The following is a 17240-nucleotide window of genomic DNA, read 5'->3' as shown; positions in this document are numbered from 1 at the left end:
TCCCTGTCGTTAGCTTTTTTGCCTGGGTCCACTAAAGCGCATTGTGGATGAACCCAGACTGAACGAAGCCTTCAGACGTCGATTCAGGAAATGCGCGAAGCTGCGGCGCGTTGCTGCAAGCGCAGCAAAACACTCAAAATTGCAGGAGATCGGTGAACCGGCGCAGGATCTTGCCGAACCGCTTGCGGTGCTTGGGCTTGAGTTCACCCAAAAGGGCTTCTTCGAGTTGGGCCCAATGATCGGCAAGGCTATTGCGGATGCGAATGCCGCGCTCGGTAAGGGCGATGCCGGGAATGAGTTCGGGGCCTACGGCGCGCCGATCGACCAAATCCCGCTCGATGAGGCGGGTGAGGCGGGGCGCCAGCATGTCGGAGGGGAGGCCGAGTTCGGCGGCCAGGTCCTCTTCGGTGGTGCCGGAGCGGCCGAGTTCGAAAAGGATGGCATCGTCGCCCGGTTCGAGCCCGCGCTCCTTGAGCGGCACAAGCAAAGCCTTATGCGCCAATTGCCCAGCCGCAATGAGCTGATAGAGCGAGGAACTGGGTGAAGGTTTGGCCATGAGCGGGAAAATAGTCCGAACTCCGGTTGCGCGTCGATGACGCATCTATCCTATCGTTAATCAGGCAACGACCAGAACCAATCGACATTCAGGTGATGCTGGTCTGCAAATGACGGCTTTCTGCGCTCCCGGTGCTCACGTACTCAAACGTACGCTGCGCTCCGGGTCTTGATAGCCATCATTTTCGCGTCAGCCTGACCTGAATGTCGATTGGTTCCAAGGCCCGTTATTGTTCACCCTATGCAGATGAGTTATGCGTCGATTGGTGGTGTTCAACGGTGTAATTCCGCTTGGACGATTCCCGGCAATGGAGGCCAATTTGCAGGATCTTGCCCGCATTCGCGCATTCGTGCAGGTCTTTGATGCCGGTGGGTTTTCTTCGGCGGCGCGGCTGCATGGCCGCTCCAAGGCGCTGCTCAGCAAGTATGTGACAGACCTTGAGGACTATCTGGGCGTCAGGCTGATGAATCGCACGACGCGAAAGCTGAGCCTGACCGAGGCGGGGGAGGCTTATTATCGTGAGGCTTCCTCGCTCTTACAGCAGCTCGACGATCTCGATGCGACGATAACCGACCAGACGGCAGAGCCGCGCGGCATGTTGCGGGTTTCGGCACCGCGCAACTTTGGCGAGTCGACGCTGGCGCCGGCCATATTCGAATATCTCAAGAAGTACCCCAAGGTGACGCTCGATCTCAGGCTCGAGGATCGTTATGTCGATCTCGTCGATGAGGGGATCGACGTGGCGCTGCGGATTTCGACGCTGGCGGACTCTTCGCTGATCGCGCGCAAAATTGCCGATATGCATGTGGTGGTGGGGGCTTCACCGGGGCTGATCAAGACCATTGGGGCGCCGCAGCATCCCGATGATCTCAGGCATTTGCCCTGCATTATCGACGTCAACCTGCAGGGCCAATCGAACTGGCGGTTTATCGAGAACGACAAGACGATTTCGGTGCCGGTGAATGGGCCGTTGCGGGTGAATTCGCCGCTGGCGGCGCGCACGGCGGCGGCCATGGGTCTCGGTTTTGTCGTATTGCCGTCCTATCTCGCTGACCCGCTGGTGGCGAGTGGCGAACTCGTGCCGGTGCTGCCCGGCTTCCTGCCGACGGGGCAGACGCTGCAGGCGGTCTATCCGCATCGGCGGCATCTGGCCGGCAAGGTAAGGGCACTGATCGACCATCTGGTGGACTGGTTCGCAGTGCACCCGATCAACTGACGGGTTTGGGGCGTGGGTTTTTCGCGTTTTGGGGCGTGGGCTCTGCGGGTTGCGGGGCTGGTTCTGGTGCTGTTCGGGCTGGCTCAGCCGGCGATGGCGCATCCGCATATTTTCATCGACGCCAAGGTGGGTGTGGTCTTCGACGACGCCGAGCGGATTGCGACGCTGCGCAATAGCTGGACGTTTGATACGGCCTTTTCCGTGTGGATGGTGCAGGGGCTCGATACCAATGGCGATGGTGTCGTGTCGTCCGAGGAAATGCAGGAGCTGGCGGACGAGAACATGGTCGGGCTCGCCGACTATGGCTTTTACACCGTGGCCGGCGATGGGGTGCATTTTACGCCCGTGGGCGACCAGCGCATGCGCTACGAGGGCAACAAGGTCACGCTGGATTTTTCCATCGATGCCGCGGAACCGGTTGTGCCGGGATCGCGCTTTGAGCTGGGTATTTTCGACGCTGAGTATTATGTGGCGATCAGCTTTGCCGATGTGGGGCATGTGACGCTGGAGAATGCGCCGGCAAGCTGTGGCACGGAGCTGGTGCCGCCGCGGCCGATGGATCGGGCGACCGAGGATCGGCTTTATGCGCTGGGGCCGGACGTGCTGGAACTGCCGCCGGACCTGGCTGCCGCGATGCGCGGTACGCAGGGGATGATCGTTATTTCCTGCGGCGCGGCACCGGCGCCGGTTACGGCATTGGAAGCAACGGAGCATGTGGCGCAGGCGCGGCCGGCCGCACCTTTTGGTGGCCCGCCGCCGGAACCGGGGCTCAATCTGCCGCGCACCGGGTTTTTCGGTTGGGTGCAGGAGCAGCAGCGGGTGTTTTATGGCGCCATGACCGATGCGCTCGACCGCATGCGCAGCGACTGGACGGCGTTCTGGGTGCTGGGCGGTTTGAGTTTTCTTTATGGCGTTTTCCACGCGGCGGGGCCGGGGCATGGCAAGGTGGTCATCTCCTCCTATGTGCTCGCCAATGAACGGCAGCTGCGACAGGGCATTGCGCTGAGCGCGCTCTCGGCGCTGCTGCAATCGCTGGTGGCGATCGGGTTCGTGCTGGTGCTGGCCGGCGTGTTGCAGATGACCAGTACGGCCATGGGCGATGCGGCGCATTGGGTGGGCGTGTTGAGCTATGCGCTGGTGGCGCTGCTGGGGCTTTGGCTGATTGCCCGCAAGATCTTTGGGTGGGGGCATCACCACCACCATCATGAAGAGCCGGTGAAGCGCGATATCTGGCATGAGCATGATGGGCATGATCGTGGGCATAGCCATGACCACCATCATCATGACCATGATCACGAGCATGATCACGATCATGCGCATGAGCATCATGCCGAGCATATGCATCACGCCGTGGGGCCGGCCGACCTCAAGGGGAGCTGGCGGGAAAAGCTCGGCGTGGTGCTGGCGGTGGGGCTGCGGCCTTGTTCGGGTGCGCTGGTGGTGATGGTCTTTGCGCTGTCGCAAGGCGTGTTGGCGGCGGGCGTGGTTTCAGTGCTGCTGATGGGGCTGGGAACGGCGATTACCGTGGCGGTGCTGGCCTCGCTGGCCGTTGGCGCCAAGGGGCTGGTGAGCCGGCTTGGCGGCGGCGACAGCGCGCTTGCGCAGGGAATCGTCTGGTGGGCCGAACTGGCTGGGGCAGTCTTCGTGCTGCTGTTTGGTGTTCTGCTGCTGATGGCAAGCCTCTAGAACCGCGCTTTGCCTTGATCTCGCGCAAGCGGGAGCGCGACCCATCGCCGCCTTGCGGCGGGGCGAGAAAGGGCTATGTTGCCGGGAACTCTGGAAGTTTTCCAAACTGGCGCCCCATGTCCTCTTCGCTCTCCAAGAATCCGCAATTTGCCGCTCCGCAGAAAATCGGGGTGCTGCTGCTCAACCTGGGGACGCCGGACGGGACCGACTACTGGAATGTGCGCCGGTATCTTGGCGAATTCCTCTCCGACCCGCGCGTTATCGAGTCGCCGAAGTGGCTTTGGTGGCCGATTCTGAACTTTGGTATTTTGAGTTTTAGGCCGCAAAAGGCCGGGCACGCCTATGAGCAGGTGTGGGACAAGGAATTCAACGAAAGCCCGCTGCGGGTGATTACCCGCAAGCAGACGCAGGCGCTGGCGCAGCGGCTGGAAGGCGACGGAATCGTGGTCGATTTCGCCATGCGTTATGGCAATCCTTCGACCAAGAGCGTGCTCGAAAAGATGCAGGCGGCCGGATGCAAAAAAGTTCTCCTTGTGCCGCTCTACCCGCAATATTCGGCTACGACGACGGCAACTGCGAATGACAAGGCGTTTGATGCGCTGAAAGAGATGCGCTGGCAGCCGGCCGTGCGGACGCTGCCGGCCTATTATTCGGACGCGAAATATATCGAGACGCTGGGTAATTCGATCCGCGACGGGGTGGCGGCGCTGGATTTTGAGCCGGACCTGGTTCTTACAAGCTATCACGGTCTGCCGCAGACCTATGTGGATGCGGGCGACCCCTACGAATATCACTGCCACGAAACGACGCGGATGGTGAGCGACTATCTCGGCTGGCCGGAAGGCAAGCTGATGGTTACCTTCCAGTCGCGGTTCGGCCCGACCAAGTGGCTGGAGCCGGCCACGGCGGATACGCTGGAAGAACTGCCCAAGAGGGGCGTGAAGAAGGTGGCCATTCTCGCACCGGCCTTTTCGGCCGATTGCATCGAGACGCTGGAAGAGATTTCCATTGGCGGCAAGGAGGCTTTCATGGAGGCCGGGGGCGAACAGTTCGCCTATATTCCCTGCCTCAATGACAGTCCGGCCGGCATGGATATGATCGAGGCCATGGTGCGGCGCGAGCTTGGGGGCTGGCTGTAGGGGCTGTGCGTTTCGACCGGACGCCTACAAGAACTCGGCTGTCACCCCGGCGAAGGCCGGGGCCCAACTTGAGATCTCAGGATGGGCCCCGGCCTTCGCCGGGGTGACAATCGGGGTGGGCGACGGGGTGCAGAGCGCAACCTAGAGGCCCAGGATTTCTCCCAGAGCGCTGACCAGCTTGTCCATTTGCGGACGGGAATTGTAGCCCTGCACCGAGACGCGGGCGATGCAGCGGTTTTGCCAGCGGTAGACCGGGATTTCGATGCCGTAGCGCTCGAAAAGGGTCTTGTGGACTTCCGGCGGGTCGCATTCCGGGATGGGCATGGCGGCCATTTGTGGGGCGCGGAAGGTTTCGGCGCTGAGCGGGGGCAGGCCGGTCATTTCGGCGACACGAGCCGCGGTCTCGCGGGCGAGGGCGCTGCAATGGTCGGCGATGGCCCACCAGTCGTTTTCGGCGCGGAATTTTAGTGCGGCCGGAACGGCGAGCCAGGGAGAGGGATCGCGCGTGCCCTGCATTTCGATCTCGTCGACGAAGGGGGAATTGCCGAAGGCGCCCTTGGCGCCCGGCTCTTTCGACTGCGCGGTCCAGCCGTGGCTTATGACCAGCGGATCGAGTAGCCCTTGCACTTCAGGGCGGGCGTGGAGGAAGGCGGAGCCTTTAGGGGCCATCATCCACTTGTGGCAATTGCCGGCGTAGAAATCGGCGCCGAGGGCGTCCAGCGCCAGCCGAATGTGGCCGGGGGCGTGGGCGCCGTCGATGACCGAAAGAATGCCGCGGCGGCGGGCCTCTTCTATGGCGCGCTCGATGGGGAAGACGAGGGCGGTGGCCGAGGTGATGTGGCTGAGGAACAGCACGCGGGTGCGGTCGGTCATGCCTGCGATCACCGCATCGGTGAACTGCGCCTCGGTTTCGAGCGGCATGGGAATGCTGACCACCACGATCTCGGCGCCGGTCTTGCGGGCGACATAGGCCCAGGTCTTTTCGAGCGCGGAATATTCGTGATCGGTGGTGAGGATCTGGTCACCGGGTTTCAGGGCCAGCGATTGGGCGACGATATTGAGGCCGGTTGTCGCATTGGTGACGCCGACGATATTTTCGGCCGTGGTGCCCAGCTCTGCCGCGAGGATTTCGCGGGGGAGGCGCATGTGCTCGGTGAGATTGCGGCCCAGAAATTCCACCGGCTCGCGCTCGAGTTCAAGCTGCCAGGCCTGGTAGGCTTCGAAGACGGGGCGGGGACAGGCGCCGAAGGAGCCGTGGTTGAGAAAGGTCACGTCCTCGCGAAGGAGGAAGTGGCGGGCGAGATTGTCTGACATGGAGTGGTTTACCAGCCGGGGCCTTGGAAATCGGGCGGAGTGACGCGCATTTTGGCTGACCAGCCGACGAGCCAGGAGGCGTCGACCCAGCCGGTATCGGTGACGAAGCACCAGCGATCGTCGCGGGTGCAATAGTCGAGGGTGACCTCAGTGCCATCTGGGATGCGGCCGACCGCGGGGTAGAACAGGCCCGGGCCGGTGCGGACGGCGATGTTGCCGCCGGACACGCGGGCAGTGGGTTCGGCCAGGGCCGGAGTGATGGTCAGGGCGGCGAGGGCCGCTACGATAGGGATGCGCATGGAGGCAGTTTTGCGCTGGCTCAGTGGCCGATGCAAGGCGGTGTCTTTAAGTCGCGCTTTCCGGGAGCATTTTTCCTGAAAGCGCCTAGTAGCGGATTGGGCGGCGGCGCTTGATTTCGGCGATGCGGTCCACGTCGCCGGCGCCGAGATAGCGGCCGCGTTCGAGGATTTCGAGCGTGTATTCCTCATAGGTGAGGCCGATCAGGGCGGCGCGGCGGGCGCGGAGGACGGCGACGTCGTAAGGGGCGTCGAAGGCCTTTTTCTTGGCCGCGGCCCATTCGAAATAGCGGCCTATGCCATTGCGACCCCAGGGTGGGGCGTCGTCGTCGAGAGGTGGGCCGCCGTTGGTGAGGAGTTCGGTCATGCCCGCAATGTTGCGGGGGAGGGGGCCGGGCGTCCAACGAAGGTTTTTTATCGTGGCGATTGGACCCGATTATGCGAAACGGCCGCCCGGAGGCGGCCGTTGGGGAAGAGTTATTCTGCGGCTACGACGATGCCGGGGGAATAGACGACCGCACGATTGGAGAGGTCTACGAAGTAGACGCGGTCATTGGTGTAGAAATAGCCGTAGGCCGGGTCACCCTCGATGGGGTGGATGACGATGGCTTCGGGGACGGCGTAGCCGACATCGATCTCGCCTTCGAGCACCACGGGGTCTGTGGGGTTGAGGCGGACATAATCGACCGATGAGGCTTCGATGCCGGCTCCGGCGCCGATGGTGGCGCCAGCGAAGCCGCCGATCGCAGCGCCGATGGGGCCAAAGATCAGGCCGCCGACGACGGCGCCTGTGACACCGCCTGCCGTGCCGCCGACAACGGCGCCGCCTGTAGCCTCGGCTTCAGGCTGGCTCTTGATGATCTGGGCATGGGCAATAGTGGGGACGACCAGCGCGGCCGAGGCAATGATTGGAATCAGAAATTTCTTCATTTTTATCTCCTTCGGCTTTCGCCTTTGGCAATGGCAAGACAACCGAAGGGGGCGGATTTGGTTCCGATCTGTTGATCGACGGGCGACGCGCAAGGGCTTGATTCCTCGTCGAAATCGCTGGCATCGCTGAAAAATCCAACGGACGTGCGCAAGTGTCGCCCGGCCCCTTGGGCGTCGCGATTGCACGGTCGCGACGCCCTGCGGGCGCACGGTGGAGAGCGGCTTTCGCCCCGAAAATTGTAGAAAGAAGAGGCAAAAGCCGCTTCCCACGAACGGGATTTTTTGTGCCCGCCTCGAGCGGCCCCTTTTTTTGGGGGGGTGCGGTCCAGATCGCCGTCGGAAGCCCGGCACTTCGTCGGTGCCGCGTGTTTTCGGCGGTGGGGATAAGACCAATAGGTTAGCTGGGCGGTGCGCAGACTCTACTTTTGCGGCGAAGGCGCTAGAGTGGGGCATTCTTGGAGGGAGAATGCCGATGAAGGGGTCTTTTTCGCGTCTGAGTTTTGTTGTGGCGGTGATGGCGCTGCCGGGGGGCGCGGCCATGGGGCAGGAGGTGCCGGAGGGGTGGCATCTGCAGGAGGAGGATATGGGCGGGTATATCGACTTGAACCTCGCCTGGTACGAGCCGGGCAGCGGCGATGTGAAGGCGGCGATCAGTTGCCAGAAGGGTTATGCCGACGTGGTGGTCACCATCTATGTGGATGGGCCGGCGTCGGACACGCCGGTGGCGGTGGCGCTCGAAAAGGACGGAACGCGCTTTGCCTTCGAAAGCCCGGTCAGCGACTATAATGGCTATTCGGTCGGCACTATTACCAGCTTTGGGCCGGAGCTGACAGCGCTGCTGCAAGGCGGCTTTGCGGTCAGCCTCGACGGCGTTGCCCATGGTGATTTCGGCGCCAAGAGCGGCAAGGAGGAAATCGACCGGATTCTGGAGGCCTGCCCGGCGGGCTAGGCATGGGCCGGACTGTTCATATCTACACCGATCGTGGCGCGATCAGCATTCTGCTGGTGGCGATCAAGGGCGCCATGGTGGTGTTCGGGATTGTCATCCTGGTCCAGGCGTTTTTCCGCGGCGAAGTGGGGCAGGTGCTGTGGATCGGGCTGGTGCTGGTTTTGGGCGGCGCGGTGTTTGGCGGCTATGATCTGATAAAATTGCTCGACCGCTCGCCGCAATTGACGTTTTCGCCGGAGGGGTTTGTCGATCATCGCGTGGCTCGGCCGGTGGTCATTCCCTGGGAAAAATTCGGGTCGCTCGGCTATCGCGGCGGCGGGTCCTCGGGCTGGACGCTGGAGATTTTTGCCACCGATGGCGGGCACGTGCTGGTGCCGGCGAGCCATTTGGCGGTGACGCCGAAGGAGTTGGCGCGGCTGGTGCAGGAATATGCACCGCAGGCCGAGGTGGATCAGCGGTTTCGGCTTTGGTTGGGGTGAGGGATTGGTCGGCAATCGACAATGACTTGCAACATCGACCTTGTTCGCTTTATGTTCCGTTGACGCGGCTGGGTTTTCGAGGATTACTCGCGACAATGTCAGGACGTAAGCAGCATTTCATACCGCAATTCTTACTAAGGCAGTTCGGCGCGTCTGAAGTGCGGAAAACTAAGTCGGTCCGAGTTTGGGTACATCCTAAGGGTCGCGACTCTTACCTGAGTGCTACCGAAGGCGTCGCGGCCCAACGAGACTTCTACTCAGATGTCCGCGCCGACGGTGTCGCTACCCTAGATGATATCATTACAAGGTATGAAAGTCGATTTGCTTCGCTTGTCAGATCGGTCGCGAGCTCACCCGACAATAGCACCGTCGACCAGAATCAAGCAGCAGAGATTGTATCGCATCTAGTGATACGAAACGCTCATCTTCGCCATGGCGTAAATACGCTCATGGATACTGTTGCTCAAATTGCCATTGAGACCTTCGGCGATAACGAAAAATTTTCTAGATACTTGGGTTTGGAACGGCTCCGGCCAAACAAGATTTTCGACAAGCACCTTCAAGACAACTTGGAGGATGTTCCGAGCGAGCTTGCTGCATTGCCTAGCGGCTTAGTTCGTCTGATGGCATTTGGGATGTTGCGTGAGAACGCGGGGCAACTCGTAAACGAAAAAGCGGATTTGTTTTTACAGGCGTTGTCGGGCTTTTCTGAACAGATGGGTGGGCAGGTCCGCGATTTGCATAACGAGCTGCTTCGAGACACAGACCTAGAAATCCCACACGGCTTTATTGCGAAGTCGCCTATCGAAGAGTGGAAAACAGTTGAAGCCTTAGAGCCAACTATACTGTCGGATTGCGGCGCCGTGGGTATCAAGGCAGGTGGTCAGGCGGGGCCACTTCTTTTTACCGGTGGCTTAGAGCTGCGCCACGTGATTTTGCCGATATCCCCCTTTCGTGTCCTTGTGGGGAGGCAGAAAAAAGACGATTGGCCAGAACTGAAATCACTAAACAAATGTTTAGCCGAAGCCAGTGATCTGTTTTTTGTGTCATCTATAAATACGTCAGAAACTGACGAGCTTCGACTGAGGATAGGTGCGTCGTCTTCCGTTTTATTTTCTTCATTATTCGAGCAGACGGCATCGGCGCTCGATCCAGACGTATCTGATGAAGAGTTTTCTGTGTCGAATTTTCATAAGCGCGAGGTTGGGAATTTTGATGCTCCAATATTGGGTGAGTACCAAATCTCTTACTATGGGTTTTTTGAGGATTTTCCAGCAAAACAAGTTGCCAACACGATTGGTGATGTGGTCCGAGAGATTTCGGATTTATTTTCCATGGGGCGATTGTCAGGTGTTACGTTCGCGCATGATTATGAAAAGGCGGTCATTGAACTAGATCGGGGTTTGCCTACCGCAGTGATTTTTAGAACGACTCCCAGCGAGATTGGGGTAGGTATGTTCCAAACGCCTTTAGTTATGCGGGACGGCCACATCAAATTCCAAATTATTGCGAGAGCCGACTTGGCATATGGTTTGGCGGCGCCCGATGGTTCTGAGGATCAAAAATACTACCTATATCTTCTAATAAGGGCCTTAGCGAATATTGGATATTCGGATCTAGTCGAAAGTTCATCTCCAGGATATCTGCTGGGGCGTTTCGAAGATGCGACTGACGGAGCCCGTGTGGATTCCACGAGCAGTGCACTCATGCGCTATTTTTCTAGTCGACTTGGTGCGCCGGCCTACTCAGATGCTTTGTCCGGTCAACTGGAACTACTAAAGCAGGCAGTAGACCTGTCGGTCTCTGAATTGCGGGCAACCGTTGAAGGTCATTGGCAATCGCCCGATTTCGAAAAAGTTGGTTCAAATGTTTTGCGCTATTCGGACCTCATTCTCGGCCGATTTGCCGAAATCGCTGGGACGTTGGCAGGGCAGTCTCAGTCGCACGAGGTAGTGCCTGAACTTGTTGCAATTCTCCGAGAGGCCCGGCTCGAAAACTGGTTTGTTACCTTCGCCAGAGATCTGGACAATTGGTGGAACCTACAGGGTCAATGGAAATTTCCAGACGATTCCTGGCTTTTGTCTCTTCATCTGGACAGAATTACTTGGGCATTCTCCATGCCGTTCTGGAAGGACGATGAGCACGGCTGGCAGGTTTTTGTACCAAATCAGCCAAACGTTGAAAGTACGGCGTAGAGAAGCGTCAGGTTTAGGGCCGGGACGGGATTAGTGGGGCGTCAGTCTTCGCTAGGTGTTATCTCAGCGACGGCAACGATGCAGCGCGAGCTTTCAGGTTCGGCCCTCGGCGAGCTGGCGGGCGGAGGGCCCTCACTCCACGCCCGCGAAAACGTATCCAGCTCCATCCCCCGCAGTCGCTTGACTTCGTCGCGTCGTCTTGCCGGCCATTTGATCGTAGCTTCACGGGAGATTTCGCCGCTGTGCAGATCAGTGACCGGATGGCGTCTGCAACCATCAGCCGTTATCCCTGCTCTAGCCGGGATCGATCTTCAGATTTCAGGATGGGCCCCGGCCTTCGCCGGGGTGACAATCTGCGTGTGTTAGCAGCGCGGTAACAGGTCTAGTCCACTTCCCCCGACAATGTATCCAGTTCCATCTCCCGAAGCCGCTTGACCTCGTCGCGTAGTCGCGCGGCCTTCTCAAACTCCAAGTTCGTCGCGGCCTCGCGCATCTCGCGTTCGAGGTCCTTGATGACCGTCGCCAGATTATCGCCGGTGACGACTTTTTCCTTGCCGTCCTTGCCTTTGCCGATGCTGACCGTGACGTGGTCCTTTTCATAGACGGAGTCGACGATGTCGTTGATGCGGGCCTTCACACTTTGCGGCGTGATGCCATTTGCCACGTTGTAGGCGATCTGCTTTTCGCGGCGGCGGGTGGTTTCGGCGAGGGCCCGCTCCATGGAGCCGGTTTCCTTGTCGGCATAGAGGATCACGCGGCCATCGACGTTGCGCGCGGCGCGGCCGATGGTCTGAATAAGGCTGGTTTCGGAGCGGAGGAAGCCTTCCTTGTCGGCGTCGAGAATGGCGACGAGGCCGCATTCGGGGATGTCGAGGCCTTCGCGCAGGAGGTTGATGCCCACCAGCACGTCGAAGGCGCCGAGGCGGAGATCCCTGATGATCTCGATGCGCTCGATGGTGTCGACGTCGGAGTGCATGTAGCGCACGCGAATACCCTGCTCGTGCATGTATTCGGTGAGGTCTTCGGCCATCTTCTTGGTGAGCACCGTGCAGAGAGTGCGGTAGCCCTTGTTGATGGTCTGGCGGATCTCGTCGATGACGTCGTCCACCTGATGGGTGGCGGGGCGGATTTCGACCGGGGGATCGATGAGGCCGGTGGGGCGGATGACCTGTTCGGCAAAGACGCCGCCGGCCTGTTCCATTTCCCATGAGCCCGGGGTCGCCGAGACATAGACCGATTGCGGTCGCATGGCGTTCCATTCCTCGAAGCGGAGGGGGCGGTTGTCCATGCAGGAGGGCAGGCGGAAGCCGTATTCGGCCAGGGTTGCCTTGCGGCGAAGGTCGCCGCGATACATGGCGCCGAGCTGGCCGATGGTGACGTGGCTTTCGTCGACGAAGACCAGCGCATTGTCAGGAAGATATTCGAAGAGCGTCGGAGGGGGCTCGCCGGGGCGGCGGCCGGAGAAGTAGCGGGAATAGTTCTCGATGCCGGCGCAGGAGCCGGTGGCTTCCATCATTTCGAGATCGAAGAGGGTGCGCTGTTCCAGGCGCTGGGCTTCGAGGAAGCGGCCGGCGCCGTTGAGTTCCTGCAGGCGGCCGGCGAGTTCGTCGCGGATCATTTTTATGGCGCCGGTGGTGGTGGCGCGGGGGGTGACGTGGTGCGAGTTCGCATAGATGCGGATGAACTTGCGTTCGCCGATGGTCTTGCCGGTCAGCGGATCGAACTCGACAATCTTTTCGATCTGGTTGCCGAAGAGCGAAACGCGCCAGGCGGCGTCTTCATAGTGGGACGGGAAGATTTCGACCGTGTCGCCGCGGACGCGGAAGGTGCCGCGGGTGAAGGCCTGCTCGTTGCGCTTGTATTGCAGGGCGACGAGCTTTTGCAGCATTTCGCGCTGGTCGATGCTCTCGCCCTGGTGCACGTCGATGATCATGGCGGAATAGCCTTCCACCGAGCCGATGCCGTAAATGCACGACACCGAGGCGACGATGATGACGTCGTCGCGCTCCATCAGCGCCCGCGTCGCCGAGTGGCGCATGCGGTCGATCTGCTCGTTGATGGTGGATTCCTTCTCGATATAGGTGTCCGTGCGCGGAACGTAGGCTTCCGGCTGGTAGTAGTCGTAATAGGACACGAAATATTCGACGGCGTTTTCCGGGAAGAAGTGCTTGAACTCGCCATAGAGCTGGGCGGCGAGGGTCTTGTTGGGCGCAAGGATTAGCGCCGGACGCTGGGTGCGCATGATGGTCTGGGCGACGGTAAAAGTCTTGCCCGAGCCGGTGACGCCGAGGAGGACCTGGTCGGTTTCGCCGTTGGAAATGCCTTCGACGATGTCGGCAATGGCGGTCGGCTGGTCGCCGGCGGGGACGTAATCGGTTGCGAGCTTGAAGGCGCGGCCGCCTTCGAGCTTTTCGGGGCGCTCGGGACGATGCGGCACCCAGGGGGAGGAGCCTTCCACTTCCTTGCGGCCGTGGAGAATGATCTGTTCGAGCGCCTTCACCGTGGCGGTGACGCCAACGGTGGTCGCGTTTTCGAGGGACTCGCCTTTTCGCGCCTTGTTCTTTTTGACCGAGGCGTCGAGGGCTTCGCGCAGTTTGGCCTGGGCTTCGGGATCGGCAGCGGCGGCGCGGGAGATGTCGCGCGCGGTGACGGCTTTACTGGGCATGTGGCCGAAGCCGGCTTGCGGGGCTTCGCCAAAGCCGTCGAAGTCGACGCGGTCGACGGAATTGATCTTGGTCTTGCCGGCCTTGGCGGCCATGCCGGTGGCGGTGTCGTAGTTCGACTTGGTGGTGCGGCGCTTTTCGAGCGGCGTCTTCGGAGCAGCCGCTTCCTTCTCGGCCGCTTCGGCGCGATCGAGGGCGCGCTTGTTCTTCATGCGCTCGGCATAAAGCGGCTTGGACGCCTGGATGTCCTCGGCCTTTTCGATCTCGGCGAAGAACTCGTCGATGGAAAATTCGGCTTTGCCGGGGCGAGTCGTCTTGGGGGCCATGGCGCGGGCTCTTCTTCAGCAGAACAGGTGAGGCAGGAGAACCCTAAGATGGGTGTCCTGTCACGCAATGTCAGCAGGGGAACGAAGACCAGCCATTAACATGTTGTGAACGGAAAGGGAACGGGCCTCAGGCAGCGTTGGCCTTGGCATCGTCTGCGGGGGCTGGTTCCTCCACGATGCCATTGATGCGCGCAAAGCCGCGTTTCAGGGCGGCGAAAATTTCCGGGTCAATGGCCGTGCCGACGCCGCGTTCCATGGTTTCGAAGGCGACGGGGACCGACATGGCCTTGCGATAGGGGCGGTCGGCGGTGAGGGCGTCGAAAATATCGGCGGTCGTGACGATGCGGGTGTCGCGGTCGATCTCGGCGGCCCCTATGCCGAAGGGGTAACCCTTGCGGTCGAGCCGCTCATGGTGGTCGCCGGCAATGCGGGCCATGGAGCGGAAGGCGCTGATCTTGGAGAGAATGATGCGGCCGAGTTGTGAGTGGCTACGGACCTGCTCCCATTCTTCCTCGTCGAGCGGGCCATTCTTGTCGAGCACGGAATTGGAAACGCCGAGCTTACCGATGTCGTGGAGGAGGGCGGCGCGCTTTAGCCAGCGGCGGTGTTCGGGGTCGCAACCGAGCTCTTCGGCGATCAGATCGGCGAAGAGGGACACGCGATCGCTGTGGCCGGCGGTAAAGGGGCTTTTGGCGTCGACCACTTGGGCGAAGCCGGCGGCGATGTCGTCGAGATAGTCTTCATCGACCGAGCGCACGAGGGTCTGCGGTTCGAGATCGGCGACGCGATCGGGCAAATCGTTGGCGAGGAGGGGAAGCCAGAAGAAGGCGTCGCTTTCCAGGGTGGAGACGATGGAGACCAGTTCCGGATCGAACCAGCGACCGGAGCGACTTTTCACTTCGGCGACTGCGGCGGGTGCGCCGCCGCGCATGAAGAAGACGTCGACCACCTGTGAGATCAGGGCAATGCGGGCGAAGAGGGAAATGTCGCGGCCGCGACGCTGCAGCGGCTGGCCGGTGCCATCCCAGTGCTCGTCGAGGTCAAGGATGCCGTGGGCGACGGCTTCAGAGAAATGCATGTTGCGCACGATATCGGCGCCGCGCTGGCAGCGGGTCTCGATCAGTTCGCGGGCGATTTCGCCGCTGCTGCGGGCGACGTTGATCATGGTCTGCAGGCGTTCGACGAAGCCGGATTTGCGCGCGGTATTGGCGAGCAGGAAGCGCAGGACTTCAGGGAGCTTGTTGTCGATCAGCTTGTAGGCGTGTTTGAAGTTCAGGTCGTCGGCCAGGTAGAGCTTGCAGATGCGTGCGGCGTTGGAGCTGCAGCCGATGTCCTTGAGCAGAAGCGTGTAATAGAGGTCGGACAGGGAAGATTCCGACAGTCCCAGACGCTTGCCGATATGCATGCCGATCCAGCAGCAGCGCAGGCTATGGCCGATCGGCTGGCCCTCGGTGAGGTCAAGCGCATAGCTCAGGGCGCCCACGACTTCCGAGAGATGAACGACGTCCTTCATGCCTGTGCCCCCATGCTTTCCCCGTCAGTTCTACGAGAAAACTCTTAATGGGAAGCATTGACCGTCCATCGTATTGGACGGGTTGTGCGGCTAGTGGCGGGTCAGCAGGCGGGGATGGGGTTTTCTGCCCAGGCGGCGGCCATGGCGGCGACTGTGGGTAGGTGGGGGCCACCTTTGGGGTCGAGCATGCCGTGGTCGAGGGCGGGGAATTCCCAATAGGTCAGGTTGCATCTGATGTCGGCGGTGAAGGCATCGGCCGTGGCGCGGGCGGCGGCGAGGGGAGAGGACGTGTCGAGGCCACCCTGGATGAGGAGGAAGGGCGTGTCGGTCTCGCGCATGTAGTCGATGGAGCGGTGATCGAGAATGTCGGCCCAGAAGCGATAGGCGTGGCCGGCGAAGAGGTCGCTGCTGTCGGGATTGGCGCGGGCGGCGGCAAAGCCGGCATCGATATGGGCATGGCCTTCGGGCGGGACGGTGCTTTTCACCATGTCCCCAAAACTGGTGCCGGTGGCAGAGGAGAAGATGATGGCGGCATCGGGATCGAGTTTGGTGGCGAGGATGGCCATGGCGAGACCACCTTCGGAGCCGCCGAAGAGGATGATGCGGCCGGGCCGGGGGCCGAGCGCGGAAAGGACGGCTTCATAGTCGTCGATGCGCTGGGAGACGGTGTAACGATCGTAGAATTCCGTGGGACAGTTGCCTTCGTCGATGTCCATCTCCGGCGCGATGCCGGCTTTTTCGACGATCAGGGTGTCATAGGCGGAGAAGGCGGCGCGGACGGTGGCGAGCGCGGCATTTTGGGCGCCGGGGCGGCAGCCGGAACCCTGGCTGAGGACGAGGAGACCGGCGGCGGGTTCGGCGGCGCGGTTGATTGTGTAATGGATGAGGCTGGCATCGGGGCGGGTGAGGTGATGGGCTTCCGGGGCTGCGCTTGCCGCGCCGGTGAGCATGACAAGGGCGACGAGGCTTTTCATGTTGCGGACCTGGCGCCGAAATGGAGCAGGAGGGGCAGCAGGGAGAGGGCCGCGAGGGTGACCAGCGGCAGGGGCGCGGGGTGCGTGAGGGCGAGGGTGATTTCGCCGTGGATGTCAGCCATGGGCATGGTGACGCCGATACTCGTGGCGGCGGCGAGGGTGGAAACGGCGAGGGCCGCGATAACCGGCCAGCGCATGGAGGCGCGGCGGCGATGGGCGGCGAGAATTGCGGCCCAGCTCAGGATGACGGAACCGGCGAGCCAGAGGATAGCGGCGCCTGAGGCGAGGTCGATCAGGGCGGGGCGGAGCGGCGTCGAGGCTGCGGCGATGAGGGATAGCGCGGCGAGGAGTGCCAGAATGATCTGCGAGACGAGCGGCAGGCCCAAATAGACGAGGGCGGGCCAGCGCGATGCCATGCTGCGAAAGCGGATATCGGCGAGCATGGGTAACAGTAGCGTATCGTGAGAGCCGAGGCGCTGGAGAGCATCTCGTTCTGCGTCGGGGCGGGAATGGCCGTGGGCTTCCAGATGTTCGGTGAGGTCGGCGTGGTGGTCCGAGAGTTCCCTGACATAGCGGTTCACACGGCGCGGCGAGATGCCGGCGCGGAGGAGCTCTTCGCGGAGGTCAGCGAAATGGTCATGCATGACGGGGCGCCTCCAGAACGTTGGCGATGGCGCCGGTGAGCGTACGCCAATGGGCCGAGAGGGCGTCGAAGCGCTCGCGGCCGGTGGGGGTGACGGAATAGTAGACGCGGCTGCGGCCATTGATGGTCTGGCGGCGGGTGGAGAGGGCGCCGTCGCGCTCGAGCGTATGGAGCAGCGGATAGATGACGCCTTCGGCGAAGGTGAGTTGGTCGGCACTGGCCTCGCGAATGGCTTGCACCAATTCGTAACCATACATTTCCCGATCGCGCAGCAGGCGCAGGACCAAGAGTTCAGGAACGCCATTGAGGAAGGTGGATGGAGTGGGGGGCATGTTCATACCTATCGTTGATATGTATATGC

Annotated in this window: 16 protein-coding genes; 6 read left to right on the top strand and 10 right to left on the bottom strand. The window is 61.2% G+C overall.

The window, feature by feature from the left end; all coding sequences use genetic code 11:
• Nucleotides 1–133 precede the first annotated feature (133 nt).
• Nucleotides 134–556 (bottom strand): MarR family winged helix-turn-helix transcriptional regulator, encoded by a 423-nt coding sequence (locus ACSQ2A_RS12420; protein ID WP_436072488.1) that lies wholly within the window; start codon nucleotides 554–556, stop codon nucleotides 134–136.
• Nucleotides 557–875: 319 nt separating this feature from the next.
• Between ACSQ2A_RS12420 and ACSQ2A_RS12415 the strand changes: the two genes are divergently transcribed.
• The 3 genes from ACSQ2A_RS12415 to hemH all read left to right on the top strand — a co-directional run bounded on the left by ACSQ2A_RS12415 (nucleotide 876) and on the right by hemH (nucleotide 4597).
• Nucleotides 876–1772 carry a LysR family transcriptional regulator gene (locus ACSQ2A_RS12415; protein ID WP_295412537.1) on the top strand — a complete coding sequence of 299 codons (897 nt, stop codon included), beginning with the start codon at nucleotides 876–878 and terminating at the stop codon, nucleotides 1770–1772.
• Nucleotides 1773–1784: 12 nt separating this feature from the next.
• Entirely contained in the window at nucleotides 1785–3458 is a 1674-nt protein-coding gene (locus tag ACSQ2A_RS12410) for a DUF1007 family protein (protein ID WP_436072487.1), read from the top strand.
• Between the two features lie 116 nt (nucleotides 3459–3574).
• On the top strand, nucleotides 3575–4597 hold the full coding sequence (gene hemH, locus ACSQ2A_RS12405; RefSeq protein ID WP_436072486.1) for a ferrochelatase: 1023 nt from the start codon (nucleotides 3575–3577) through the stop codon (nucleotides 4595–4597).
• A 141-nt stretch (nucleotides 4598–4738) separates the two neighbouring features.
• Here the strand turns inward: hemH and ACSQ2A_RS12400 are convergent, their stop codons facing one another.
• From ACSQ2A_RS12400 to ACSQ2A_RS12385, 4 genes are all read right to left on the bottom strand, one after another.
• On the bottom strand, nucleotides 4739–5911 hold the full coding sequence (locus ACSQ2A_RS12400; RefSeq protein WP_436072485.1) for an aminotransferase class V-fold PLP-dependent enzyme: 1173 nt from the start codon (nucleotides 5909–5911) through the stop codon (nucleotides 4739–4741).
• A gap of 8 nt (nucleotides 5912–5919) precedes the next feature.
• Nucleotides 5920–6210, bottom strand: a complete 291-nt coding sequence (locus ACSQ2A_RS12395; protein WP_436072484.1) for an SH3 domain-containing protein — start codon at nucleotides 6208–6210, stop codon at nucleotides 5920–5922.
• A gap of 85 nt (nucleotides 6211–6295) precedes the next feature.
• The gene (locus tag ACSQ2A_RS12390; RefSeq protein WP_436072483.1) at nucleotides 6296–6574 is read right to left on the bottom strand and encodes a hypothetical protein; all 279 of its coding nucleotides are present in this window, start codon (nucleotides 6572–6574) and stop codon (nucleotides 6296–6298) included.
• A gap of 110 nt (nucleotides 6575–6684) precedes the next feature.
• Nucleotides 6685–7137, bottom strand: coding sequence for a DUF1236 domain-containing protein (locus tag ACSQ2A_RS12385; protein WP_436072482.1), 453 nt, complete (start codon nucleotides 7135–7137; stop codon nucleotides 6685–6687).
• Nucleotides 7138–7609: 472 nt separating this feature from the next.
• Here ACSQ2A_RS12385 and ACSQ2A_RS12380 point away from each other — a divergent pair, with 472 nt between their 5' ends.
• From ACSQ2A_RS12380 to ACSQ2A_RS12370, 3 genes are all read left to right on the top strand, one after another.
• Nucleotides 7610–8086 carry a hypothetical protein gene (locus tag ACSQ2A_RS12380; protein ID WP_436072481.1) on the top strand — a complete coding sequence of 159 codons (477 nt, stop codon included), beginning with the start codon at nucleotides 7610–7612 and terminating at the stop codon, nucleotides 8084–8086.
• Nucleotides 8087–8088: 2 nt separating this feature from the next.
• Entirely contained in the window at nucleotides 8089–8565 is a 477-nt protein-coding gene (locus ACSQ2A_RS12375) for a hypothetical protein (protein WP_436072480.1), read from the top strand.
• 95 nt (nucleotides 8566–8660) lie between these two features.
• Nucleotides 8661–10760: a DUF4238 domain-containing protein gene (locus tag ACSQ2A_RS12370; RefSeq protein WP_436072479.1), complete on the top strand. Its 2100-nt coding sequence runs from the start codon at nucleotides 8661–8663 to the stop codon at nucleotides 10758–10760.
• 382 nt (nucleotides 10761–11142) lie between these two features.
• Here ACSQ2A_RS12370 and uvrB read toward each other — a convergent pair whose 3' ends face one another.
• The 5 genes from uvrB to ACSQ2A_RS12345 form a co-directional block, all read right to left on the bottom strand.
• Nucleotides 11143–13518: an excinuclease ABC subunit UvrB gene (uvrB, locus tag ACSQ2A_RS12365; RefSeq protein ID WP_436072826.1), complete on the bottom strand. Its 2376-nt coding sequence runs from the start codon at nucleotides 13516–13518 to the stop codon at nucleotides 11143–11145.
• Nucleotides 13519–13876: 358 nt separating this feature from the next.
• Nucleotides 13877–15262, bottom strand: coding sequence for an HD-GYP domain-containing protein (locus ACSQ2A_RS12360; RefSeq protein WP_436072478.1), 1386 nt, complete (start codon nucleotides 15260–15262; stop codon nucleotides 13877–13879).
• A 101-nt stretch (nucleotides 15263–15363) separates the two neighbouring features.
• Nucleotides 15364–16236: a hypothetical protein gene (locus ACSQ2A_RS12355; protein ID WP_436072477.1), complete on the bottom strand. Its 873-nt coding sequence runs from the start codon at nucleotides 16234–16236 to the stop codon at nucleotides 15364–15366.
• On the bottom strand, nucleotides 16233–16880 hold the full coding sequence (locus tag ACSQ2A_RS12350) for a hypothetical protein (protein WP_436072476.1): 648 nt from the start codon (nucleotides 16878–16880) through the stop codon (nucleotides 16233–16235). The genes ACSQ2A_RS12355 and ACSQ2A_RS12350 overlap by 4 nt, the downstream gene beginning before the upstream one ends.
• The gene (locus tag ACSQ2A_RS12345; protein WP_295412515.1) at nucleotides 16873–17211 is read right to left on the bottom strand and encodes a PadR family transcriptional regulator; all 339 of its coding nucleotides are present in this window, start codon (nucleotides 17209–17211) and stop codon (nucleotides 16873–16875) included. The genes ACSQ2A_RS12350 and ACSQ2A_RS12345 overlap by 8 nt, the downstream gene beginning before the upstream one ends.
• Between the last annotated feature and the right edge of the window lie 29 nt (nucleotides 17212–17240).

The organism is Devosia sp. LjRoot3, from assembly GCF_964252865.1.
GTDB lineage: Bacteria > Pseudomonadota > Alphaproteobacteria > Rhizobiales > Devosiaceae > Devosia.
This window is presented reverse-complemented; position numbering and strand designations above follow the sequence as displayed.